The organism is Rhizobium sp. TRM95796 (genome assembly GCF_025779995.1).
Taxonomy (GTDB): Bacteria; Pseudomonadota; Alphaproteobacteria; order Rhizobiales; family Rhizobiaceae; genus Rhizobium_E.
The window spans coordinates 580,237-604,452 of record NZ_JAOXHE010000001.1; the positions used below are offsets into that span (position 1 = coordinate 580,237).

Below are 24,216 nucleotides of genomic sequence, written 5' to 3' on the forward strand. Positions count from 1 at the left end.
CATGTCCCGCGCCTACGCCATCTACGACGTCTTCACCGCCAACGCGCTGAAAGGCAATCCGCTCGCCGTCGTCTTCGACGGCTCGGGCCTTTCCGATGAGTCGATGCAGACCATCGCCGGCGAGTTCAACCTTTCGGAGACCGTCTTCGTGTTGCCGGCGGACAACCCTGCGCATACGGCGCAGCTGCGCATCTTCACTCCCGGCCGCGAACTGCCTTTCGCAGGTCACCCGACGGTGGGCGCGGCCATCGCGCTCGCCGAACGCCAGTCGCCCGGCGCGAGCATCGATCTCGTCTCGATGCTCGAGGAGAAAATCGGCCCCGTGCGCGCCGCCGTCCGCCTCGCAGCGGGCGAGATTTCTTTTGCCGAATTCGACCTGCCACGCCTGTCTGAAGAAATCCCTGCTGAATTCGACATACAGGCCGTCGCCGACGCGCTCTGCCTCAGCGCCGGCGATATAGGCTTCGAAAACCACCGCCTGTCGCTGTGGAGCGCCGGCGTGCCCTTCGTCATGGTCCCGGTCTCGGGACTGTCGGCTGCCGCGGCCGTTCGTTTCGATCCGAAACTGTGGACGAAAGCCGTCCCGTCCGGCGCCTGCTATCTCTATTGCCGCGGCGGCGAGGATCACCGCGCCAGCTTCCACGCCCGCATGTTCGCGCCCGACATGGGCATCGTCGAAGACCCTGCGACCGGCGGGGCGGTGGCGGCGATGAGCGGCGCCATCCACCACTTCGACGGGCTCACCGACGGACGCCACGCCCTCTTCATCGAGCAGGGCGTGGAGATGGGTCGGACGTCGCATATCCATCTGCATATCGACACAGAAGCCGGCCGCGTCATCCGCGCCCGCATCGGCGGACAGGCGGTGAAGTTGGCGGCAGGCGAGATTTTCCTGTGATTTTTCAACCCTCCGCGCCGCCGGTTCGAGTACGGGGATTTTTTTCATTTTTGTGACGGACCGGGGGTTGCCAAGGCTCGGCAACCCCTTTATACGCCCCGTCAGACGCGCAGCGAGCGCTTCTGGAACGGGTGATTAGCTCAGTTGGTAGAGCAGCTGACTCTTAATCAGCGGGTCGTAGGTTCGAGCCCTACATCACCCACCAGACACTTTCCCCGGCCTTTGTGCACAGACTTTCGGAAAAAGACCGGGCTTGGGCCTTTTCTTGTCGCGCGATATGGCGTCTCAATGCTCCCGGCCCGATTATCGGGGCGACGACTCGTCGATTTCATCATCGCGATCAAGCTGCGCACAAGACGCGGAAATAATGATCATCCGAACGCCTCGACTGTCTCTAGAGATCATGTACTGCGTGATGTGTTTTTTCATTTGTTCACACTTTTCCGATACCTTCTCATAATTATTCATTCAAAGTGACTAATAATGCGAAATTTCAACGAGCCTCGCCAATCGATCGGCCAAGATGATTTCCAGTTCTTGTTTGCAACCCACCCGTCGCCGATGTGGGTCTATGATCCGCAAACGCTGAAGTTCCTGGCTGTCAACGACGCCATGGTCTCGCTTTACGGCTACAGCCGCAGACAACTCGCGGATATGACGGTCCTCGACATCCGCCCGGACCATGAGCGGCAGAGGATGCAATGCGCCGTGACGGCGCGGAGCGATATCGAGCGCAGAGACAGCTGGCTGCACCTCAAGGCCGACGGCGAGACATTCGAAGTGCAGACCTATGGGCGGACCATCCGCTTCGACGGCGCCGATGCCATCCTGGCGATCGTGCAGGACCGCAGCGAATTCAACCTCGCCAAGCGACAGGTCGAGGAAGCGCACATCATTCTCAACGCCATCATCGAAAACATGCCGAACGGCGTGTTCGTGAAGGACATGGATGCGGACGGCGCCTATATCATCTTCAACGCGGTGAGCGCGGCCATCGACGGCAAGGATCCCGCCGATGTGCTGGGTCGCCGCGACGACGACATTTTCTCGGCGGAGACAACGAAAGTCTTTCAGGAATCGGACCGCGTGGCGGCCGCCTCCGGCGAAGCCTATGTCTATGAGGCGCGGCATCGCGTCGCCGACGGTTCCGAGCGGATCATCAAGACTACCAAGAAAATGCTGCGGCTGGGCGCCGACCAGCCGCAGCGCTTCCTGCTCGGCGTCTCCGAGGACGTCACCGAGGCGCGGATGTTCGCCCGGAAACTCGAACGTCTGGCGCTGGAGGATCCCCTGACCGGGCTGGCCAATCGCGCCGCTTTCATGGAAGGGCTGAACGAGGCCATGGCGGCCGGAGGCGTCGTGGCGTTGGCTTTTCTCGACGTCGACAACTTCAAGGACATCAACGACACCGGCGGCCACAGCGCCGGCGACGCGTTGCTGCGTCAGCTCGCCGCCCGGCTGACGAAGACCTTGCCGGACACGCTGGTCGCCCGACTGGGCGGCGACGAATTCGCGCTCATGGCCCGTTTTCCGGACGCCGGCGAAGTAGACGCCTTCGGAGAAAGGGTGCAGGCGGTGTTCAACACGCCGTTCGTTCTCGAAAACGGCGAGGAAATGCTCAGTTGCAGCCTCGGCGTGGCGCTCGCGCCGCATCACGCCGACAGCGACGAGGAGCTGTTGCGACTGGCCGACATCGCCCTCTACGCCGCCAAGGAAGCGGGCCGCGCGACCTTTCGCGTCTATTCGCCGATCATGAGCGCCGCCGCTCAGCGTCGCCGTCAAATGACCGCGGAACTGCGCGACGCCATCGGGCGCGATGAGCTGGAATTGCATTATCAGCCGCTCTTTCGACTGGGCGACCGCGGTCTGGCCGGCTTCGAGGCGCTGGTGCGCTGGCGGCATCCTCGTTTCGGCCTGATCGGCCCGGGCCACTTCATCGATCTCGCCGAGACGACCGGGCTCATCGCTCCGCTCGGAGAATCGGTGTTGCGGCGCGCCTGCTCCGTCGCCGCCGGCTGGCCGAAGGAATTGACGATGGCGGTCAACCTATCGCCCCGACAGTTACAAGGCTCCGACATTCCGAAACTCGTGGAAAACACTCTCGCCGAGAGCGGGCTCGAACCACATCGCCTCGACCTCGAGATCACCGAATCCGTGTTCGTGGGCGACGCCGAACACAGTCTCGCACTCTTCAGATCGCTCAAGGCGCTCGGCGTGAAAATCTCGATCGACGATTTCGGCGCCGGCTATTCCTCCCTCGCCTATCTCCGCGACTTCCCGTTCGACAAGATCAAGCTCGACCGCAGCTTCATCGCCGACCTCGACTGCAGCAAGGGCTCCGTGTCGATCGCCAAAGCCGTGGTGGCGATCGCGTCCGGCTTTGGCGCGACGACTGTGGCGGAAGGGATCGAGACGGAAAGTCAGGCGGCGGCGGTGGCCAGTCTCGGCTTCGACCTCGGCCAGGGCTACCATCTCGGCCGCCCCCTGACGCTGGACGACGCCCAGGACCTGATCGCGAGCCACATGCCGGCGGCGGCGCCCGCCCGAAGGCGGCTCCGCCGCAAGGTCTGAGAGAATCGCGGCGTTTCGAAATGAGTCCTCAACCCTGTTGATAAGCGTGGTGTTTTCCCGGGTTAAGGGACTTGCCAAGCCCGAAGAAGCCCTTTATACGCCCGGTCAGACGCGCAACGAGCGCTTCTGGAACGGGTGATTAGCTCAGTTGGTAGAGCAGCTGACTCTTAATCAGCGGGTCGTAGGTTCGAGCCCTACATCACCCACCAGACGTCTTCCTTCCAGGGTTTCACGGAAATTTGCATCGATCCGCGGTGCGCGGCCTTGCTCGCCGGCATGCTGTGTCGGGTGATGGCCGCCTCTCAGCCGCCCGGCGCTTGCGCGCTCCAACGCGTCAGCGCCTCCTCCCCCGCAGCCGTCAGCGCGTAGACGCCGCGCTCGACGCGCGCGAACCAGCCATAGACATTGCTCTGGAGGATTTTTCCGACATCGGGACAATCGGGGCGGATCTCGGCAGGGCGGACGCGACCGTCCCGCACAGCGGCGGCGACCGCCAGCGCCTGCTGGCGATAGGCGGTCATTTGCGGCGTTCGCGTCGAGCCGCCGAGGATCGGGTCGCCGCGCCGGCGATCGAATTCGCGCATCAGCCGCGATCGGCGTTTGGGATTTGTGCGCGGCATGGGCGAAACGGATTTGACGAGCACCTGCGCTTCGCCGCGATCGTCGACGCCGATCATGCCGAGCCCGAGGCGACGGCAGAGGTCGCGGAAGCGCCGGTCGGTCTCGCGCCCCTTGCCCTTGGCGGACACCCTGGCCGCGATCCACACTTCATCGGCGGCCTGCGCCCGATCGACCGCCTGCAGCAGCAGTTCGAGATTGAAGCTCATCTTGAGTTCGCAGACGACCACCACCTCGCCCGCCTCTCCCTGCATCCGCCCGACCACGTCGCATCCGCCCACCTCGCCCTTGACCTCGAAGCCCAGGCTTTCGAGGAAACGCTTCACCGGCAGATAGAGGTTGGTTTCCATGGGGGTCCGGGACGGTAAAGGTGGCGCGGGTGGCGTTCGGGGCAGGAGTTTGACGGCCTACGCAGCCCCCATCCCTCGCCGGGACTTTCTCCCCGCGCCTGCGGGAAGAAGGAGCGGCAGCCGAATGACGGTCGGAATACGCCGTCAGTCGATCCGCGAGACGACGATAGATCAGGCGCTTGAGCGGCCGCCCTTGGCTGCGCCAGATCCGTTCAAGCCGCCAACGCTGCGCTTTCCGCGGCGATCAGTTGGCCCAGTCGTTTGACGCCTTCGTCGATCATCTCGTCTGAAGCGCAGGAGAAAGACAGGCGAATGGTGTTCTCGCCCGAGCCGTCGGCGAAGAAGGCGCGGCCGGGCACGAAGGCGACGCGCACCGTTTCGATGGCGCGGGCCAGGAGCCGGGCGCCGTCCATGCCCTTGGGCAGGGTCACCCAGACGAACATGCCGCCTTCCGGCCGCGTCCATTCCAGCCCCGCCGGCATATAGGCGTCGAGCGCCGCCAGCATCTTCTCGCGGCGGTGGCCGTAGGCCTTGCGGATCTTGGCGATCTGATCGTCGAACAGCCGCTCGGCGACCTTGTGGATGGCCATCTGGTTGATGGTCGAAGAGTGGAGATCGGCGGCCTGCTTGATCAGCACCAGCTTGCGCACGACTTCGGAATTGCCAACCAGCCAGCCGATGCGCAGGCCCGGCGCCAGCGTCTTGGAGAAAGTGCCGCAATAGAAGGTGCGGGTCTTTTCGATGTCGCCGCCATTGCGCTCGAGATCGAGCGCCAGGATCGGCGGCACGCTTTCGCCGGCATAGCGCAGCGATTGATAGGCGGCGTCCTCGATCACCGGCACATCGAGCTTTTGGGCCAGATCGAGCAGCCATTCGCGCTCGGGACGCGTCATGGTCACGCCCGTGGGGTTGTGGAATTCCGGCACGCAATAGGCGAATTTCACCGCGCCGCCCTTCTCCTTGGCGGCGTCGTGATAGGACGACGGCTCGCGGTTAGAGAGCGGCAGAAGCTTGTCATAATTCGGCTCATAGGCGTTGAAGGCGCCGAGCGCGCCCATATAGGTCGGCCAGGTCACCAGCGCCGTATCGTCCTTCGACAGGAAGAGCTTACCGAGATAATCGAGCAATTGCTGCGAGCCGGAGGTGATGAAGACGTGATCCGCCGTGCAGGCGATGCCGATCTTGCCCATTTCCTTGGCGATCCATTCGCGTAGCGGCTTGTAGCCTTCCGACACCGAATATTGCAGCGCGGCGTCGCCCTGCGGGCTCGCGAGCACTTCGGCATAGGCTTCGGCCACTTCGGCCTTGGGGAACAGGTTGACGTCGGGAATGCCGCCGGCGAAGGAGATGATGTCGGGCTGCTCGAGAAGCTTGAGCAATTCGCGAATTTCAGACGCCTTCATGCGGCTCGCGCGCGTGGCGAAGACCTGTTGCCAATCCATGGATTCGTTTCCTCTCCGATATTATGCCGCCAGAAGATCACGGCAGGGACAATAAGTCAACAATACTGACCTAATTTCAAGCAACGCTTTTTGGTCACTGTCGAAGCGCGAAAACGTCGCTTGCCATGCTACGGAGGGTATTTTTACGAGAGTTTGCAGGCGCATTGCTTCGCAATAGTAGTAGTTTTTTATACAAGTTAAAATAAATAGCCACTGAGATGCTTGACGAGAGGACAGCGTGCAGCGGCTCCATCAACTGACCCGGATCATGATCGGATTGGATCTCGGCCTGCCCGAGACCCATTGGCGGCAGCTCGCCCAACTTTTTCACATCACGCCGCATGTCATGGCTGCGCTCGCCATAGGCCTTGCCGCCCTTCAGCCCTGGCTGAACGGCCAGACGGGTCCCGTCTCCTTTGTAGCATGCCTTATTGCCCTACAACTCTCTCTGCGGGTCTTCGGTCAGATCGCGTTCCGACGCCGCCGAGATCATTCGCTGACGAAATGGACGCGGATCTTCGCCATCCTGTCGGTAGCCTCCGGCCTGTGCTGGGCCCTTTCCCTAGCCTCGCTCTATCTCGGTGGAACCCCCGACAGCAAATTGATCATCCTGGCCGTCGGTTGCGGCATCATCCAGTCCTCGGCGGCGCGGGCCTTCATGTCGCCCGCCCCAATGCTGATCAATATCGCGCTTCTGATGAGCACCGTGTCGATCGCGGCGGCCCTCGAAGGCCAGTGGATGATGGCGTTGATATGCCTTGTTTATTTTCTGTTTCAACTCACCTATCTCGCTCGTCTCAGCGATCTCTATCTCGGCGAAATCTTGGCCGAATACGAGCGCGAAACCGCGCTGCAGCAGCTGGCCGACGCCAACAGAAAATTGAAACAGGCCAATGAGCAACTTGCGCGCCACGCCTTGACCGACGGGCTGACCGGAATCGCCAATCGCCGCAGCTTCGATGCGGCGCTGAATGCGGCTTTCGCCTCGGACACCCAGGCGCCGCTGTCGCTGATTCTGCTCGACATCGATCACTTCAAGGCGTTCAACGACAGCCACGGCCATCAGGTCGGCGACGACTGTCTGAGGTTGGTGGGGAGCGTCATCGCCGAGGTCTTGGACGGCAGCGACTTCCATGCCGCGCGCTATGGCGGCGAGGAATTCGCCCTCATCCTGCCTGGCGCCGACGCCTTCGAAGCCGCGCGCCTGGCGGAAAGGCTCCGTCGCGCCATCGCGGCGGCGGAGTTGGGCGATCTCGCCGACGCTGCGCCGTCCATCTCCGCGAGCTTCGGCGCAGCCACCCGCACCCGCGCCGATCTGAGCCCTGCCGATCTCGTCGCCCGCGCCGACCGCGCGCTCTACCGCGCCAAGCAGAAGGGCCGCAACCGCGTGGCGGTCGACGGCGACGGGGATATCGCCACCGCTTGAAGGCCGATCACGAAAAAACCGGGGTCGCCCCCGGTTTCTCAATCTCAAATCCTGAAAAGCGCAACGCGATCAGTTGCGGGCCTTGTCGACCAGCTTGTTCTTGCCGATCCAGGGCATCATGCCGCGCAGCTTGGCGCCGACTTCTTCGATCTGGTGATTGTCGTTCATGCGGCGGATGCCCTTGAAGCGGGCGGCGCCGGCGCGGTATTCCTGCATCCAGTCCGAGGTGAACTTGCCGGTCTGGATGTCGTGCAGCACGCGCTTCATCTCAGCCTTGGTTTCGGCGGTGATGATGCGCGGACCGGTGACATATTCGCCCCACTCGGCCGTGTTGGAGATCGAGTAGTTCATGTTGGCGATGCCGCCTTCATAAATCAGGTCGACGATCAGCTTCACTTCGTGCAGGCATTCGAAATAGGCCATTTCCGGCGCGTAACCGGCTTCCACCAGCGTCTCGAAGCCGGCGCGGATGAGTTCGACCAGGCCGCCGCAGAGAACGACCTGCTCGCCGAACAGGTCGGTTTCGCATTCTTCCTTGAAGGTGGTTTCGATGATGCCCGAACGGCCGCCACCGACGCCGCAGGCGTAGGAAAGAGCCAGCTCGAGGGCGTTGCCCGACGCGTTCTGATGGATGGCGACGAGGCAGGGAACGCCGCCACCCTTCTGATATTCGCCGCGCACGGTGTGGCCGGGACCCTTCGGCGCGATCATGACGACGTCGACCGAAGCCTTGGTCTCAATGAGGCCGAAATGGATGTTGAGGCCGTGGGCGAAAGCGATTGCCGCGCCGTCGCGGATGTTGCCGGCGATTTCGTCGCGATAGATGTCGGCCTGGAGTTCGTCCGGGGTGGCCATCATCATCAGGTCGGCCCAGGCGGCGGCTTCGGCGACGGTCATGACCTTAAAGCCGTCGGCTTCGGCCTTGGCGGCGGTCTTGGAGCCGGCCTTCAGCGCGATGGCGACATTGCCGGCGCCCGAATCCTTGAGATTCAGCGCATGGGCGCGACCCTGCGAACCGTAGCCGATGATGGCGACGTTCTTGGACTTGATGAGATTGAGATCGGCATCACGATCGTAATAGACGCGCATGTTGAATGTCCTTCCCTTAGCTGTCTGTCTTTGAATTCGGCGGTCTTAGCCCGCCATCCCCTTATCGGTTCCGTAGAGCCGAAGGAAGGCGGCAACCGCCCTCTTCGCCCGCGAACCAAACTCTTTTTTCGCCGCCGACATGTCTTCGCCGAGCAGCAGCCGGACATGCCAGTCCTTGACGATCAATCCGTACAGAACCTCGTAGGCTTCCGTCACATCGTCGAATTCGATCAGGCGCGCCCGCTTGGCGGCGATCAGCAGGGTCGCGGCGCGGCGGCCGATCTGTTTACGCCCGCGCTCCAGCAACATTTCGCCGAGCTGCGAGCCGTCGCGGCTGGCTTGGCCGATAGCGAGGCGATTGAGCGCCAGGGACACATCGCCCGACAGCACGTCGAGCAGCGCGATGGCGAAATCGTCGAGCATCTTTTCCAGGCTGTCGCGCGTCAGCGCGCCGGCATTGGCCTCGCCCGTCTTCACCTTCGAGGCCTGATAGGCGATCATCGCCTCCATCAGCCCGTCGCGATCGCCAAACCACTTGTAGAGGCTCTCCTTGGAGCAATTGGCCGCGCGCGCCACCCCCGCCGTCGTCAACGCTTTTTCGCCGCCTGAGACGAGCAGGCGAAGCGCCTCTTCCAGCACGGCGTTCTGCCGTGGCGAAAACTGATCCGGATTGGTCTCTGCCGTGGTCAACATCGCTCCACCTCAATGCTGCAGTGCGGTACCGTACGGTACGGTTCGCGATGGTTATGCAGGGGATTATGGGGGAGGTCAAGGGGCCCAGGCTGGATTTTCGGCAACAGCTATTCAAACAGGGTCCGCACCTCAGAGACGGACCGGAACAATAAGGAGGGATCGTCCTTCGACGCGATGACGCATATTCTCCCGTACAAGCGACAAACACCTGTCGCCGTCTTTTTCCCTGAGAATCAGCCTGGCCAGCGCCGGATGAAATCCACGAACGCCCGAAGCGGCGACGGCATATGCCGTCGGCTGGGATAGTAGAGATAGGGTCCGGAAAAAGGCTGCTGCCAATCCCTGAGCACCTCCACGAGCGCGCCCGTGGCGACATGAGCGCGACCGACCTCCTCGAAGGTCGCGAGCACGCCGAGACCGCCGAGCGCCGCCGCGAGTTCGATATCGATTATGTTGGCGACCAGCGGTCCATCGGGGGCGACGCGGATGACGTCGCCGTCCTTCTCGAACTCCATCGCCGACATTCTGCCGCTGTCGAAGCGATGGCGGATAAAGGCGTGCTTGAGCAGGTCGTGCGGATGCCGCGGCGTTCCATGTCGGGCGAGATAGTCCGGCGAGGCCACGGCGGCGAAGCGTTGGGTACGCGGGCCGATCGGGACGGCGATCATGTCCTGTTCCAGGCTCTCGTCATAGCGGATGCCCGCGTCGAAGCCTTGGGCGAAAACGTCGACGAAAGTGTCGCTCGCCTGCACTTCGAGGGTGACGGCCGGATATTCCCTGAGAAAGGCGATCGCGATCGGCGGCAGGATCTGTCGGGCCACGAAAGACGGCACGTTCAACCTCAGACGACCCGCAGGGCGGTCCGATGTTTCCGCCACCCGTTCGAGCGCCGTGGAGATCTCCGAGATCAGCGGCCGCACCTTTTCCAGAAGCCGCTCACCCTCTTCGGTCGGCGTTACGCTGCGGGTGGTGCGGTTGAGCAGGCGAGCGCCGAGTTTCGCCTCCAGCCGTCGCACCGCTTCGCTGAGCGCGGAGGCCGAGACGCCGCGCAATGATGCCGCCCGTCTGAAGTTGCGGGATTCTGCGACGGCCGCGAAGGCTTCGAGGTCGGCGAGCGGCAATTGGCTCATTGTACGATTTTCCGCACGGGGTGTTTCATCTCATCCGGATTATCGCACAACCGAGAGCGCGGTAAAAGACCCTCATTCCCGGAACCGCAGGGCGGGACGAATGCAAAGGAGACGGAACATGAAGACCACCACACTCGGAAAAACCGGCCCACAGACCTCGGTTGTCGGCCTCGGCTGCATGGGCATGTCGGGCATGTATGGACCGGCCGACCGCGCCGAATCCATCGCCACGCTGCATGCGGCGCTGGATGCAGGCGTCACGCTGCTCGACACCGGCGACTTTTACGGCATGGGCCACAACGAAATGCTGCTCGGCGAAGGACTGGCGAACGTCCCGCGCGACAAATATCTGCTCAGCGTCAAATTCGGCGCGATGCGCGCGCCGAACGGCGCCTGGCTCGGTTACGACGCCCGCCCGAAGGCGGTGAAATCGGCGCTGGCCTATACGCTTCAGCGGCTGCGCGTCGATTATATCGACGTTTACCGCCCGTCGCGGCTCGACCCGGATGTGCCGATCGAAGACACGATCGGCGCGATCGCCGACATGGTCAAGGAAGGTTATGTCCGCCATATCGGCCTGTCGGAAGTAGGCTCGGATACGATCCGCCGCGCCGCCAGCGTCCATCCGATTTCGGATCTGCAGATCGAATATTCGCTGATGTCGCGCGGTATCGAGGCCGACATCCTGCCGACGACGCGTGAACTGGGCATTTCGGTTACCGCCTATGGCGTGCTGTCGCGCGGCCTGCTCAGCGGATCGTTCAACACAGGCGCCATCGCGGCCAGCGATTTCCGCGCCCATAGCCCGCGCTTCCAGGGCGAGAACGCGGAACGCAATATGGCCTTGGCCAAAGCCTTGCAGGAGGTCGCGACGGAACGCGGCATGAGCGCGACGCAAGCGGCCATCGCCTGGGTCGTCGCCCAGGGTGAAGACATCGTGCCGCTGATCGGCGCCCGCAAGCGGACCCAATTGTCGGAATCGCTCGGAGCGCTGAATAAGACGCTCACGGCCGAGGATATCGCCCATATCGAGGCCGCCGTGCCGGCCGACGCCGTGGCCGGCACACGCTACGCCGAACAGATGATGGCCCATCTCGACAGCGAAAAGCGCGGCTGACGGCGCGACGCCCCGCCATGGCCCGGCGCGAGCCGGGACATGGCTAGACCGCATGCGTCACCGGCAGCGCGCCGCCCTGTTTCAGCGCCTCCATCGAGATCGAGGCGGACATGTCGAACAGCTCCACCTGGCGGATGATCTGCTTGTAGATCACATCGTAATATTCGACCGACGGCAGAGCGATCTTGAGGATATAGTCGTAGTTGCCCGTCAGCCGATGCGCCTCGACGATCTCGGGAATACGGGCGATGGCCTTATGAAAGGCCTCGACCCAATCGTCGGAATGCCGTGAGGTCTTGATCAGCGCAAACACCGTGGTCGGCAGGCCGATCTTGTTGGGATCGAGCGCCGCCCGGCGGGCGATGATATAGCCCTCGGCCTCCAGTCTTTGTATCCGTCGCGAACAGGCCGACACCGACAGCGCCACGCGCTCGGCGAGTTCCGCCACCGGCAGACCGGCATCCGATTGCATCAGATCCAGAAGTTTGCGATCTCGATCGTCGAGCATATCCGTTTCGCGCCTCGTTTCGCGCGCCCTGAAGCTAAATGATGCAATTTTTCAGCGCCAAGATAGATGAGTTCGACCCAATTCGCAAACATCCGCCGCGATCGACGCGCTAGATTTCATGTCGGAACGAGTCATAGGGGACACGAGATGAAAAAAATCGGCCTGATCGGCGGCATGAGTTGGGAAAGCACAGCAGTCTATTACGCCAATCTCAACCGTCTGGCGCGCGCCGCCTATGGCGGCCTTGCCTCCGCCGACATTCTGCTGCGATCGGTGAATTTCGACGAGATTGTCACGCTGCAGAAAGCCGGTCGGTGGGACAAGGCCGCCGCGGTGCTGTCGGACGCCGCCGCGAAGCTGCAATTGGCCGGAGCCGATTGCGTGCTGATCTGCACCAACACCATGCATAAAGTGGCCGACGAGGTCGAGGCGGCGGTCTCGGTCCCCCTGCTCCACATCATCGACGAGACGGCGCTGGCGCTCAAGGCGGCGGGCAAACGCAAGCCGCTGCTGCTCGCCACCCGATACACGATGGAGGACGGCTTCTATCACCGCCGTTTCGCACAGCATGGGCTGGACTTGGCGACGCCTGACGAATCCGGCCGCGCCCGCACCCACGCGATCATTTTCGAAGAGCTGTGCGCCGGCCATGTCTTGGACGGCTCCCGCACCGACCTCACCGGCCTGATCGAAGCCGCGAAGGATCAGGGTTGCGACAGCGTGATTCTCGGCTGCACCGAAATCTGCCTGAGCCTCGACCCGGAGAAGACGCCGCTGCCGGGCTTCGATTCCACTGCGATCCATTGCGACGCGGCGGCCCGTTTCGCCTTTCCGAAGCAAATGCGCCTCAGCGCCTGACGATGGACGAAAAAACGCTTGATTTGGAAATGATCATTCCCTATTAAATGGGAAACGATCATTTCCGAAAGGCGCGATCATGTCCGATACTCTGGACCTGCAGAAAAGCCGCGGTCGCCCGCGCGAATTCGACACCGAAGCGGCGCTCGACGCCGCCATGGCCCTGTTCATCGAGCGAGGCTATGCGGCGGCCGCGATCAGCGATCTCGGCGAAGCCATGGGCCTGACAGCCGGCAGCATCTACAAGGCCTTCGGCGACAAGCGCGGCGTTTTCGCCGCCGCGCTCGACCGCTACACCTCCACCCGTGATCTCCGCATCGCCGACCATCTCAATGAGGCCGCCACTGGCCGAGAACGATTGAGGCGGCTGATCGACTATTACGCCGGAAATTCCCATGGCGAGTCCGGTCGTCGCGGTTGCCTGGTCATCGGGTCGGCGCGCGATCTCGCCCTTTTCGATCCCGATCTGCAGGCCCGCATCGAAAACGCCGTCTCCGTCCGTGAAAGCCTGATCCTCGACGTGATCCGCGACGGCCAGTCCGACGGCTCGATTCCCGTGCATGTCGATGCCGAGGCGACCGCCAAGGCGATGCTCTGCCTGCTCTACGGCATGCGCGTCATCGGCAAGACCGGACGCAGCGAGGCGGAGATGCAGGCCATCGCCGCCACCGCCATGAAACTTCTCGATTAACCGTCCTCCCAAGACGAAAACCCCGACCGGAGCCTCCGATGTCCATCGCCACCACCGCTGAAGGCGCGCGCGCGCCGCAGGCGATCTCGCCTCTTCTCACCTTCCTGTTCGCCGCGACCTGTGGGCTGGTCGCCGCCAATCTCTATTACGCCCAGCCGTTGGCCGGGCCGATCAGCCTCGAACTCGGCATGAGCCCCGCAGCCGCCGGCCTCATCGTCACCCTGACCCAGATCGGCTACGGCCTCGGCCTGCTCTTCCTCGTGCCGCTCGGCGATCTCCTGGAAAACCGGAGGCTGATGATCGGGCTCATCCTGGCCGCCGGCCTCGCGCTGCTCGGCGCCGGCTTTTCGGTCACGGCCGGACTGTTTCTCGCCTCCTCGCTCGCCATCGGCCTCGCTTCGGTCGCCGTCCAGGTCGTCGTGCCCTTCGCCGCCGGCATGGCGCCGGATCACGCCCGCGGCCGCGTCGTCGGCAACGTCATGTCCGGCCTGATGATCGGCATCATGATGGCGCGGCCCTTTTCGAGCTTCCTGTCGGAATTCATGTCCTGGCGCGCCGTCTATTTCATCACCGCCGCGCTTATGGCCGTGATCGCCATCGTGCTCCGGCTGAATATACCGGAACGTCGCCCGGTCGCCCGCATGCGCTATGGCGCGCTCCTCGCCTCCATGGCCAGGCTCGCCGCCACCGAACGGGTGCTGCAGCGCCGCGCCGTCTATCAGGCCGGCATGTTCGCCGCCTTCAGCCTGTTCTGGACCGCCTCGCCGCTGCTGCTCGCCAGTCCGGCTTTCGGTCTCAGCCAGACCGGCATCGCGCTCTTTGCGCTGGCCGGCGCCGCCGGCGCCATCGCTTCGCCGATCGCCGGACGTCTCGCCGACCGAGGCCTCACCCGCTTCGCCACCATCGCGGCGATGCTGATGGCGATAGTCGCTTTCCTGATCAGCCATGTGGCGACGGACGGCTCCAAGCTGGCGCTCGGGCTCATGGTCGCCGCAGCCATCATCCTCGATTTCGGCGTCACCACCAGTCTGGTCTGCGGGCAACGCGCCATCTACAGCCTGTCGCCGGAAAACCGCAGCCGCTTGAACGGCCTGTTCATGGCCTTCTTCTTCGCAGGCGGCGCGGTCGGTTCGGCGTTGGGCGGCTGGGCCTACGCCACCGGCGGCTGGGAACGGACGAGCTGGGTCGGCCTTGCGTTCCCCACCCTCGCTCTGCTCGCGCTCCTCACTGAATTCCGGCCAGGACGCGCGACGCGGAAATCATAGTCCCGAACCCCTTCGCCTCAGATGCGCGGGCTGGTATCATCCGGCCCGCACATCCGGAGGCAATTCATGCGCATCAAGACTCTTCTCATCGCCCTGGCCCTCACCGCGACGGCCGGGGCGGCGTCCGCCGAAAAACTCTGCGGCTGGATCGAAAATCCCACCCCCGGCAACTGGTGGCTCACCGACCGCGACGGGTCCTGGATCCTCGCGGCCCAGGGCAGCGGCGAAGCCGAAGGCATGGACCTGATCGGCGACATCTCGGCCGGCGACTATGTGGCGACCAATGGCAATTACGGCTATGGTTGCGCCTGCGTCGACGCGGAGGTCGATGTCGGCGAAAGCCGGATCGTTTCGATTTCCAGCTTCAAGCAATTGCCGCTCAAGACCTGCAAGCGCGACAAGGCGCTGAGGTCTCCGGGAGAATAACAGACCGGGCCGGGTTGGCCCCGTGATTCGGAAGGCGGCCTGTGCCTTCAACCAGCCGACTGCGGCAGCGCATAGGCGACTTCCGTGACCCAGTTCTTCGGATCGGGGTCATGGACCATGCTGCGGTGAAAGATATTGAGGCTGCACGCAAAGGCCTGACCGTCCGCCGAGGGCATCTGCTCCGGCGGACACCCCATGATCTCCATCCAGCCGCGGAGCATGGAATGCACCTCGCGCAGACGGTCGTAGTGGCCATGCCAGTTTACGCTGACGAAATTGCCGGCGGGCATATAGGCGGAACGGAACGGCGTCCTGGCGACGAGCAGGCGCGGCGTGAAATAGCCGAAATCGATTTCCATCTCGCCATTCGGCGCGAAGAGATTGTACCGGAAGAAAGCGAGGCCATGGTCGGTCGTCTTTTGACGGTGCAGCTCCGCCCGCACCTCACTGAAAAAGACCTGCGCCTGCGTCATCACCTGCCGCGCGTTCAGGCGCGATCTCAAGGAGAGATAGGGTTTCTTTTTGAAACGCACCCTTTCGGGCAAGGTCAACATAAGGACAAATCCCAGCCGTTCGCAGCATTGCGGTCAACGCTCTTACAAGCCAGTCCATAACTCCTCAAATAGACGAATAAAAGACAAACAATTCGTCTCACCCGCCGTGAAAACGGTATTTAAGACGAATAGTGCGGGCATGGTTTCAATTAATAGTGAACAGCGACAATACACATAAAATTGTATGATTCACTGGCGGCAAGGGCGGCGCGGACCGCCCTTGCGCCGATCAGAGCGTCTGGCCGAGGGCGCGGCGAAACCGGCGAACCGTTTCCGGCATCCCGTACAGAAGCGCGTCCGCCGTCAACGCATGTCCGATCGACGCTTCGTCGGCATAGGGAATGCGCGCCATCAGGGCCGGCAGATTCTCGACGGTGAGATCGTGGCCGATATTGACGCCGAGACCAAAATCGCGGGCATGGTCGGCGGTTCCGCCCAGCTTTTCGATCCAGTCCGCCGCTGCAACCGGGTCGTCGTAACATCCGCCATAGGGACCGGTATAGAGTTCAATACGGTCCGCCCCCACGTCACGGGCGATGGAAACGAGTTCGCCGCCGATGCCTCCGTCGACGAAGAGCGACGAACGCATGCCGCCGTCACGCAGACGCCCGCAGATCTCGCCCAGCAGAGTGCGGTTTTCAGCAAGATCCCAGCCGTGGTCGGAAGTCGCCTGTGAGGGGTCGTCGGGCACGAGAGTGACCTGATCCGGCCGGGCGGCCTCGACCAGTTGCAGGAAATCCTCCGACGGATATCCTTCGATGTTGAATTCGCGACCGGGAAACTCCCGATCGATCAGCGCCCTCAATTCCGGCACGTCGGAGAAGCGGATATGGCGTTGGTCGGGCCGCGGATGCACGGTCAATCCACCGGCTCCCGCCTCGAGCGCCGCGCGGCCCAACCCGACCACGCTCGGCCACGGCAAATCCCGGCGATTTCGCAGCATGGCGATGGCGTTGAGGTTCACCGATAGGCTGGCGGCCATGACGTTTACTCCCGATCCCTGTATCAGGCTTAACTAACCGATCGCAGATCGCGACTCCAGCGACTTTTCTTCATCTTTCTACGCGCAAATTTGATCAATCACAAAGTTGGCGCTAGGTTTGCCGGGCATGGTTGCGCTAGGATGTCGTTGACGACGCATGGACGAAAGACGAAGGTGGAAACAGTATTTTTCCATTACCTGAAATTGAAAAATAGTGTATGAGTATTATCGAATATTAGATGATGCTTTGTGGCGAATCCACACGCAGTTTACTGATACGACGATAATTCCTGGATCCGGACGTTATGCCAGGCGACAACGCGGGCGACAACCGGAGGTGCATGAGGCGCTGAGCATGAAGTGAATCCCCGTAACGGCGAATGATCATCAAAACATCGCTGGCGGGAAGAGGAAACGCCGATCCGGACAGAGCCCCGGAGAGAGTAGGACGAGATGCAAGAGCAGAGCCCGGATCGTCTTCAATTCGTCTCGGACGCCTCGTCCGATTGGCAGGCGATCGCCCATCTACCCGAAGCGCCGTTGCCGCGCCCGCTGCCGGAACACCCCTTGCCGATCGCCGAAATGGCGAATTTCTTCGGCGTCACGCATCGCACCCTACATTTCTACGAGGAAAAGGGGCTCTTGCAACCCGATCGTCACGGCGCGATGCGCATCTATTCGCATCGACAGATCCGCATGATGGGCCTGATCAATCTCTGCCGTGAGACCGGTATGGCCATCGCGCAGATCCAGGATCTTCTGACCGAACTCACCTATTCCGAAAGCGTCGCCGAGAGCGAGGCCAAGCTACGGGCCGCGCTGATCGCCCGCCGCAACGAACTCGTCGCCGAAGAATCGCTGATCCGTCGCCAGATGCAGCAGATCACCACGGCGCTCACGGAAATGGACGCGGTGCGCGACGACGCCGACAATCAGAACTTCCCGGCGCACCCGCCCTTCCTCAGCGACAGCGAATTCCATTGCCTGAAACTGATGGCCGAGGGCTATAATCCCGTCCGCATTTCCAAAGCCCTCGACATCGCGCTCGAACAGGTATTGACGATGGAAGGCGGAATCGTTCGTAAATTCAGCGCCTCCAATCGCTTTCAGGCGGTCGCGAAGGCGGTGCTGCTCGGCATCGTGGGGGACTGACGGCCCCGGCGTCCCGACAGGTTCGCAATATCGGCGCTGTCGCCCGCCACACCCCAACTGTTCGAGACGCTCGACGATGAGTATACACGCCCGCCGATCTCATCTATACGACGCCTAATGCTGTATGTTGGGCCGTCGCATGAAGTTTTTCAGGTTTAGGACGTCACGAGACGAAGTCGTCTGCGCGGAAGATGGATCTGGCAGGCTGCTCAACACGACTTACGACAGTCTCGACGAACGCCATGTGCCCGTGATCGCAGCGAGACTGAACGACGACGATCGCTTCATTTTCGTGGCCAGCGCAGTGGCCGAAGCCCTGCCGATCCGCTGCGACAATCTCGGGCTACCTGCCCCCTTCCTGCCGCTCATGGCGTATCAGACCGGCCGCGAAGAGATCTACAATCTCGTCTCCTTTGAAAATGGGCTTTACCTGTGCGCGCCACCCGTCAACTCTGATGACACGGAGCATGTGATTTCGGCCAATCGACGCGAGGCCAGGCAATGGGAAGAGTTCCGGCTGACCGAAGTCGCTCTCCCAGAACGCTTCAATTATCTTCGTGACCGGCTCGAGGCCCTGGCGCCTGTCCTGCGCAGCCTGATGGTCGACGTCGATATCGCCGGCGCGGTGAAGCAGATGAAGCCGGATCTTGTCGATACGGTCAACGGAGTTCTGCCCATAGTCGGCGAAAAGCGGCTGAATGCCTTTGCATCGCAATTGTTCGCCGACCCGAAGATTGCCGAGACGTTCGCCGCCAAGTTTCCGGACGACATCTGGGCGAAACACGGCTTCGTGGACCTCTTGAAGGCGGCGGCCCGCGAAAGGCCCGGACATTCGATCCGCGAGATCGACTCGTCTTTCGACGCCATCACCAAAGCGGCCCGCGACCGTGTTTACCGATCGCTGCCGCATGCCTGCGCAAGCGCCGCGCGCCGCATGGTCGAGCCGACCAAAAACGCCTGTATTGTGGCCACGGCCCGCAACGAGGGCATCTACCTGATCGAATGGCTGGCGCATCATCGTGTGCTGGGCTTTGAAAAAATCTTCATCTACAGCAACGACAACGACGACCAATCCGACCTGCTTCTTGCGGCGCTCGCCGAAGCCGGCGAGATCGTCTGGATCAGAAATCTCGTGCCGGAGGGCGGCGCAGCTCAACTGAAGGCCTATGGGCATGCGTTCGGCATTCTGCCGGATATCCTGGACTATCGCTGGTGCCTGACCATCGACATGGACGAGTATTTCGTCGTCAATCCGGCGCGCTTTTCCTCCGTCATCGACTATCTCGACTGGCAGGAGCGCCAGGACGTCGACGCTATCGCGCTGAACTGGGTCTTTATCGGCCCAACCGGCGAGTCGCACTGGCGGGATCTTCCGCTGCGCGAAAGGTTCGTCGACCAACTCGGGAATCCCGCGGTGGACGCGCATGTGAAATCACTCTGCAAGCCCCGCAAATTTATCTATTCAGAACCGCATTTTCCGATCGCGCCTGTCAAATCCACAATCCTGTTCAGAGATTCGACATCGGCGCTTCACAGCCATCAAAAAGCCTCGGCGCATTCGGGAATCTACGGCACCGCCCTGAGCGACAATCCCAACCGGGATTTTGCCTGCATCTATCACTACTTCTTCAAGTCGGCCGAGGAGTTTCTCTGGAAATTTTCCCGCAATAGAGGCGATTACGCGAAGAAGACCGGCCGAGACGGCATCTCGATCACAAAGGAGTTCCTCCGGGATTTCATGGAATTCTATACGCCCAGAAACGCCATGCGAAATGACTGGATCACGCGCTGCGCTTCAGGGCTCGGCGAAGAAATGGCGCGACTGGAAGGAATAGCGGGGGTCGCCGACGCGATCGAAGCTGTCAAGGCGGCCTTTCATGCCCGTATCGCCGAGTTCAAACCGATCTTCGCCGAGACTGCCGCGATCAAGGATGCAGGCGAGGCTGGCCAAGCCTTTCTGAAGCTCATCGGCGACACCTCCGCGCAGTCGCCGCCCATGCCTGACGAATGAGACTTGTTTCCGGATAGAAGGACGAGGTAGCCGACCCGCAACAGCTCCATCCATGATGAAGCCTGGAAAAGGATATTTTGCAGGCAGCCGGCGCTGCGCGACGCTCCCAGTCACCGGCTCGGCCACGACCGACCATATTTCTTATTTTGCGCTGTTCTTGGAATTCGACCTCGCTCGCGGCTCGATCCCCGATCAGCGCACGATGGTCAATGTTTCGGCGGCGCGGGTGACGGCGGTGTAGAGCCAGCGCTCGCGGCTGTCGCGGAAGGCCCAGGCTTCGTCGAACAGAACGACATTGTTCCACTGCGAGCCCTGCGCCTTGTGCACGGTCAGCGCATAGCCGTAGTCGAATTCGTCATAGCGCTTGCGCATCGACCAGGGGATCTCGCCGTCGATCTCTTCGAAGGCGGCTTTCAGCAGCTTGATCTTGGCCGCGCCGCGATCCATGTCGTCGTCCTCGGGCCGGACCAGCAGGTTGATGCCCGGCTTCGTCGTCTCCTTCGACGACGACATCACCTGCCAGAGCGATCCGTTGAGCAGGCCCTTGACCTGATCGTTCCTGAGGCAGACCAGCTTGTCGCCGGCGGCCGGATAGCCGCTCGCGAACCCCTTGAGCTCGCGCAAGCGCTGATTGTAGCGCTTGCGGGTCTTGTTGGTGCCGACCAGCACCTGGTCGGCCTCCAGAACCAGCGATTGCGTCACATCGTTGCGCGAGATCACCTGCGCGGTCCCGTAGTCGCCATGCATGATTTCGCGACCCTCGCGGATCTGCATGGCCAGCTGGATGATCGGATTGTCGCGCGCCTGGCGGTGGATTTCGGTGAGCAGGAAATCCGGCTCCTGCTCGGTAAAGAACCCCCCGCCCGACACCGGCGGCAGCTGGCCGGGATCGCCGAGCACCAGCACTTTCGTGCCGAAACTCAGGAGATCCTTTCCCAGCGCCTCGTCGACCATCGAGCATTCGTCGATGACGATCAGCGGCGCTTTCGCCACCGGGCTCTGGCGGTTGATGGAGAACATAGGAGCGATATTCGTCTTGCCCGTCACCTCGTCCTCCACCTCCTCCTCGCCTTTCGGGCGATAGATCAGCGAATGGATCGTCTTGGCGTTGGAGGCGCCTCGCGAACGCAACACCTGCGCCGCCTTGCCGGTAAAGGCGGCGAACAGCACCTCGCCGTCGACATTCTCGGCGAAATGCTTGGCGAGCGTGGTCTTGCCGGTGCCGGCATAGCCGAACAGCCGGAACACCTGGCTCCGTCCGTCCTTGAGCCAGCGCGCGACGGCTTGGAGCGCCTCATCCTGTTGGGTCGAAAATTGCATGGCGGGACTAGGCAGGATTCGGGGGCGCGATGCAAGTGCGCGACAGGATCGATATGATGACGGCCTGAGACATTACCGAGAATCCGGGCTAGGATAGCAACGCTATGCGCAACCTGAAACCACATCCGGAGTAAAGGCGTGTCGACCTTCCATGTGAGCAGCAACCGCAATACCACACTGATCATCGATGGCGGCGGCGATCGTTTTATCGTTGATCAGGGCGTGACGATCCGTGATCCCGACATGGCCATTCACCTTACCGGTACGGCCACCAACAACCGCGTCGAGATCAGGGGCGTCTTGCGCTGTGAAGAAGACACGATATTCGACCAAGGAACAGGATCCATCATTCTCGTGACCGGCACAGGGAAATTGATCGGCGACGACGGGATCTATTCCGTGCATGGCGGCGAAATCACCAACCGCGGCCTGATCAGCATGTTTGGCGATGGCATTGGTTACTACGACCAGGGACACTTCACCAACGCGGGAACGCTGAAGGCGGGATCGGACGCGGTCACCATCGCCGGCGGCCGGGTCGATAATCTCGGCGGAGCGACGATACGCAGCAACGAGGACGGCATCAACTCGCTCAGCGACGAATTCGATGTCCTGCGCATCAACAACGAGGGTCTGCTGATCGGCAAGACCACGGCAATCAAGGGCTTCAATGGTCGCGAAATCGTCGTCAACAGCGGCGATATTCAGGGCAAGATCGATCTCGGCGGCAGCAACGACAGTTTTGACACCCGCAAAGGAACCGTCGATCAAGACGTAATCGGCGGCGCCGGCAACGACACGCTCTGGACGTCAAACGGCACGATACGGCTGGTCGAAGCCTTCGGCGGCGGCACAGACATAGTCCGATCCACGGTCAGCTACACGCTGGCCGCCGATGTCGAAATGCTGGTCTTGCTCGGCGCCGGCAATACGACAGGCAAAGGCAACGCCAGCGGCAACGGCCTGACGGGCAACAGCGCCAATAACAAGCTGTTCGGCCAGGACAACAACGACTTTCTCGATGGGCGCGCCGGCAATGACATGCTGAGCGGCGGCAGCGCGATCGGCGATGAGGACACGTTCTATTTCAAGACCGGTTATGGCGGCGATACGATCATCGACTTTCAGGACGATACCGACAAGCTGGCGCTCAAGGAGCTGAACGGGGTAACCGGATTTGCCGATCTCAAGGCGCATCACGTCATGGAGAATTCGGCGGGCGATCTGGTGATCTTCTCCGGGCAGGATCGATTGATTGTCGAAGGCATGACGATTGCAACATTGACAAGCAATGATGTGTATTTCGATTGACCCCCGATAACATTCCAGACGATGAGTGACGCATGAACATTCTTGTCCTCGGCGCAACCGGCTTCATCGGTTCGGCCGTCGCCAATCGATTGCTTGCCGACGGACATTCGGTGACCGGCCTCGGTCGGGATCTATCGCGGGCGCGCCGACTGAATCAGAACATCAACTGGCTGAAAGTCGATCTCAGCCGCATGACGCAAGCCTCTGATTGGACTGCAATTCTGGCCGACGTCGACATGGTCGTCAACTGCGCGGGCGCATTGCAGGACGGCCTGCGGGACGATCTCGCCGCCGTACAGACGGCTGCGATGATCGCGCTCTATGCGGCCGCAGAACCAGCCCATATTCGGCGCATCGTCCAGATCTCCGCCGAAACCGGAGGCGGAGCCGCCGACACCGCCTTCTTATCCACCAAGCGACAGGCCGACGACGCTCTCAAGGCCTCCCCGCTCGACTGGGTCATCCTGCGGCCGTCGCTCGTGGTTGGCCGCAATGCCTATGGCGGCACGGCCCTCCTGCGCGGGCTGGCGGCCCTGCCCTTCATCTTGCCGCTCGTGCATGCCGACCGTTGCATGGCGACCGTGGCGCTCGATGATGTCGCCGAAGCCATCTCGCGCGCCGTCGCAGGCAAGATTGCCGCGGGAAGCGATTTCGCGCTGACCGGACCAGAGAGAATGAGGCTCGCCGATCTCGTCGCCACCCATCGTCGCTGGCTGGGTCTCGGCGATGCTCCCGTCATCGCCCTGCCGGACAGCGTTGCCCGGCCGATCTCCGCCATCGCCGATCTGGCCGGGTGGCTCGGCTGGCGATCGCCCCTGCGCTCCACGGCCATGCGGGTGATGGTCGACGGCGTCCATGTAAGTTCAGAACTGGCGCCGATGCCGTTTCAGTCGCTGAATTCGATCCTAGGGCGGCATTCCTCCGGCGTTCAGGATCTCTGGTTCGCGCGGATGTATCTGCTTAAGCCGGTCGTGATTTTAGTCTTGAGCCTGTTTTGGCTCGTCTCCGGATTGATTCCGTTTTTCGCGCTGGAACAGGCGGCAGGCCATTTCCTCCCCTTCCTGTCGCCGGGTTTGTCGACGCTGGCCGTGGTCGTGACATCGCTGGCCGACATCGCCCTGGGCCTGATGTTGCTCTATCGTCCCACGGCGCGCCTGGCGCTCTTGGGGCAAATGGGGCTCGCGTCCGCTTATCTGCTGGGCGGCAGCCTGTTGGAGCCGGCGCTGTGGCTCGATCCGATCGGCCCTTATGTGAAGGTCCTGCCGGCCATCCTTCTGTCGCTGGTCACGCTCGCCATACTCGAGGAACGGTGATGGAGCTCGAACCTTTCCTGCGGCTCGCCCATGTCGTCGGCGCCGCCGTGCTTCTCGGCACCGGCGCGGGCATCGCCTTTTTCATGGTCATGGCGCATCGCAGCCGCGACGCGAAACTCATCGCCCATGTGTCGGGCACGGTGGTGGTGGCCGATACTCTGTTCACCGCCACTGCCGCGATCCTGCAGCCCGTCACCGGCTATCTGCTGGCGCGCGAAATCGGCTGGCCGTTGACGGAGGGCTGGATACTGTTGTCGCTGGCGCTTTACGTCTTCACCGGCCTGTTCTGGCTGCCGGTGGTGGCGATCCAGATCCGTATGCGCGATCTCGCTCGCCGCGCCGCGGCCGACGGCGCGGCCTTGCCGTCCGCTTACTTCGGGCTCTATCGCATCTGGTTCGCCTGCGGCTTCCCCGCCTTCGCCGCCGTCATCGGCATCTTCTGGCTGATGCTCAACAAGCCCGACCTGACTCTCTTCATGAACTGAAGCGTT

22 protein-coding genes and 2 tRNA genes are annotated in these 24,216 nt (G+C 62.3%); 15 read left to right on the forward strand and 9 right to left on the reverse strand.

Annotation, left to right across the window (positions count from 1 at the left end):
- The first annotated feature begins 1 nt into the window (after position 1).
- From OCK01_RS02795 to OCK01_RS02810, 4 genes are all read left to right on the forward strand, one after another.
- Positions 2-898: a PhzF family phenazine biosynthesis protein gene (locus OCK01_RS02795; RefSeq protein ID WP_263822600.1), complete on the forward strand. Its 897-nt coding sequence runs from the start codon at positions 2-4 to the stop codon at positions 896-898.
- A gap of 129 nt (positions 899-1,027) precedes the next feature.
- Positions 1,028-1,103 (forward strand) — tRNA-Lys (locus tag OCK01_RS02800).
- A 332-nt stretch (positions 1,104-1,435) separates the two neighbouring features.
- Entirely contained in the window at positions 1,436-3,469 is a 2,034-nt protein-coding gene (locus OCK01_RS02805; protein ID WP_318530222.1) for a putative bifunctional diguanylate cyclase/phosphodiesterase, read from the forward strand.
- A 133-nt stretch (positions 3,470-3,602) separates the two neighbouring features.
- Positions 3,603-3,678, forward strand: a tRNA-Lys gene (locus OCK01_RS02810).
- A 93-nt stretch (positions 3,679-3,771) separates the two neighbouring features.
- Here OCK01_RS02810 and OCK01_RS02815 read toward each other — a convergent pair.
- Positions 3,772-4,437 carry a DUF2161 domain-containing phosphodiesterase gene (locus OCK01_RS02815; protein WP_263822602.1) on the reverse strand — a complete coding sequence of 222 codons (666 nt, stop codon included), beginning with the start codon at positions 4,435-4,437 and terminating at the stop codon, positions 3,772-3,774.
- A 212-nt stretch (positions 4,438-4,649) separates the two neighbouring features.
- On the reverse strand, positions 4,650-5,879 hold the full coding sequence (locus OCK01_RS02820; protein ID WP_263822603.1) for a PLP-dependent aminotransferase family protein: 1,230 nt from the start codon (positions 5,877-5,879) through the stop codon (positions 4,650-4,652).
- Positions 5,880-6,117: 238 nt separating this feature from the next.
- Here OCK01_RS02820 and OCK01_RS02825 point away from each other — a divergent pair, with 238 nt between their 5' ends.
- Positions 6,118-7,305: a GGDEF domain-containing protein gene (locus tag OCK01_RS02825; protein ID WP_263822604.1), complete on the forward strand. Its 1,188-nt coding sequence runs from the start codon at positions 6,118-6,120 to the stop codon at positions 7,303-7,305.
- A 69-nt stretch (positions 7,306-7,374) separates the two neighbouring features.
- Here OCK01_RS02825 and ilvC read toward each other — a convergent pair whose 3' ends face one another.
- The 3 genes from ilvC to OCK01_RS02840 form a co-directional block, all read right to left on the reverse strand.
- The gene (gene ilvC, locus OCK01_RS02830) at positions 7,375-8,394 is read right to left on the reverse strand and encodes a ketol-acid reductoisomerase (RefSeq protein ID WP_263822605.1); all 1,020 of its coding nucleotides are present in this window, start codon (positions 8,392-8,394) and stop codon (positions 7,375-7,377) included.
- Between the two features lie 45 nt (positions 8,395-8,439).
- Positions 8,440-9,087 carry a TetR/AcrR family transcriptional regulator C-terminal domain-containing protein gene (locus OCK01_RS02835; RefSeq protein ID WP_263822606.1) on the reverse strand — a complete coding sequence of 216 codons (648 nt, stop codon included), beginning with the start codon at positions 9,085-9,087 and terminating at the stop codon, positions 8,440-8,442.
- A 233-nt stretch (positions 9,088-9,320) separates the two neighbouring features.
- The gene (locus tag OCK01_RS02840) at positions 9,321-10,217 is read right to left on the reverse strand and encodes a LysR family transcriptional regulator (protein ID WP_182829073.1); all 897 of its coding nucleotides are present in this window, start codon (positions 10,215-10,217) and stop codon (positions 9,321-9,323) included.
- Positions 10,218-10,335: 118 nt separating this feature from the next.
- Between OCK01_RS02840 and OCK01_RS02845 the strand changes: the two genes are divergently transcribed.
- Positions 10,336-11,334 (forward strand): aldo/keto reductase, encoded by a 999-nt coding sequence (locus OCK01_RS02845; protein WP_263822607.1) that lies wholly within the window; start codon positions 10,336-10,338, stop codon positions 11,332-11,334.
- 43 nt (positions 11,335-11,377) lie between these two features.
- Here the strand turns inward: OCK01_RS02845 and OCK01_RS02850 are convergent, their stop codons facing one another.
- Positions 11,378-11,842 carry an Lrp/AsnC family transcriptional regulator gene (locus OCK01_RS02850; RefSeq protein WP_182829071.1) on the reverse strand — a complete coding sequence of 155 codons (465 nt, stop codon included), beginning with the start codon at positions 11,840-11,842 and terminating at the stop codon, positions 11,378-11,380.
- Positions 11,843-11,989: 147 nt separating this feature from the next.
- On the opposite strand from OCK01_RS02850, the gene OCK01_RS02855 reads away from it, so the two are divergent.
- The 4 genes from OCK01_RS02855 (at position 11,990) to OCK01_RS02870 (ending at position 15,082) form a co-directional block, all read left to right on the forward strand.
- A complete protein-coding gene (locus tag OCK01_RS02855) occupies positions 11,990-12,700 on the forward strand; it encodes an aspartate/glutamate racemase family protein (RefSeq protein WP_263822608.1) in 711 nt (236 codons plus the stop codon).
- Between the two features lie 79 nt (positions 12,701-12,779).
- On the forward strand, positions 12,780-13,391 hold the full coding sequence (locus OCK01_RS02860; protein WP_263822609.1) for a TetR/AcrR family transcriptional regulator: 612 nt from the start codon (positions 12,780-12,782) through the stop codon (positions 13,389-13,391).
- A 38-nt stretch (positions 13,392-13,429) separates the two neighbouring features.
- Entirely contained in the window at positions 13,430-14,656 is a 1,227-nt protein-coding gene (locus OCK01_RS02865; protein ID WP_263822610.1) for an MFS transporter, read from the forward strand.
- 66 nt (positions 14,657-14,722) lie between these two features.
- Positions 14,723-15,082, forward strand: a complete 360-nt coding sequence (locus OCK01_RS02870; RefSeq protein WP_263822611.1) for a DUF4087 domain-containing protein — start codon at positions 14,723-14,725, stop codon at positions 15,080-15,082.
- A gap of 47 nt (positions 15,083-15,129) precedes the next feature.
- Here the strand turns inward: OCK01_RS02870 and OCK01_RS02875 are convergent, their stop codons facing one another.
- Together OCK01_RS02875 and OCK01_RS02880 are read right to left on the reverse strand one after the other, a co-directional pair.
- A complete protein-coding gene (locus OCK01_RS02875) occupies positions 15,130-15,636 on the reverse strand; it encodes a hypothetical protein (protein ID WP_263822612.1) in 507 nt (168 codons plus the stop codon).
- Positions 15,637-15,865: 229 nt separating this feature from the next.
- Complete coding sequence (locus OCK01_RS02880) at positions 15,866-16,618, reverse strand: pyridoxine 5'-phosphate synthase (protein ID WP_263822613.1); 753 nt, start codon at positions 16,616-16,618, stop codon at positions 15,866-15,868.
- A gap of 453 nt (positions 16,619-17,071) precedes the next feature.
- Here OCK01_RS02880 and OCK01_RS02885 point away from each other — a divergent pair, with 453 nt between their 5' ends.
- The gene (locus OCK01_RS02885) at positions 17,072-17,770 is read left to right on the forward strand and encodes a MerR family transcriptional regulator (protein WP_263822614.1); all 699 of its coding nucleotides are present in this window, start codon (positions 17,072-17,074) and stop codon (positions 17,768-17,770) included.
- A gap of 139 nt (positions 17,771-17,909) precedes the next feature.
- Positions 17,910-19,781, forward strand: a complete 1,872-nt coding sequence (locus OCK01_RS02890; RefSeq protein WP_263822615.1) for a glycosyltransferase family 2 protein — start codon at positions 17,910-17,912, stop codon at positions 19,779-19,781.
- Positions 19,782-19,973: 192 nt separating this feature from the next.
- Here the strand turns inward: OCK01_RS02890 and OCK01_RS02895 are convergent, their stop codons facing one another.
- Entirely contained in the window at positions 19,974-21,101 is a 1,128-nt protein-coding gene (locus OCK01_RS02895; RefSeq protein ID WP_263822616.1) for an ATP-dependent DNA helicase, read from the reverse strand.
- Between the two features lie 138 nt (positions 21,102-21,239).
- Between OCK01_RS02895 and OCK01_RS02900 the strand changes: the two genes are divergently transcribed.
- Genes OCK01_RS02900 through OCK01_RS02910 form a run of 3 tightly spaced genes read left to right on the forward strand, consistent with a single transcriptional unit; the run spans position 21,240 to position 24,210 of the window.
- The gene (locus OCK01_RS02900; RefSeq protein WP_263822617.1) at positions 21,240-22,412 is read left to right on the forward strand and encodes a calcium-binding protein; all 1,173 of its coding nucleotides are present in this window, start codon (positions 21,240-21,242) and stop codon (positions 22,410-22,412) included.
- 32 nt (positions 22,413-22,444) lie between these two features.
- The gene (locus OCK01_RS02905) at positions 22,445-23,725 is read left to right on the forward strand and encodes an SDR family oxidoreductase (protein ID WP_263822618.1); all 1,281 of its coding nucleotides are present in this window, start codon (positions 22,445-22,447) and stop codon (positions 23,723-23,725) included.
- On the forward strand, positions 23,725-24,210 hold the full coding sequence (locus OCK01_RS02910) for a DUF2269 family protein (RefSeq protein WP_263822619.1): 486 nt from the start codon (positions 23,725-23,727) through the stop codon (positions 24,208-24,210). The genes OCK01_RS02905 and OCK01_RS02910 overlap by 1 nt, the downstream gene beginning before the upstream one ends.
- The last annotated feature ends 6 nt before the right edge of the window (positions 24,211-24,216 follow it).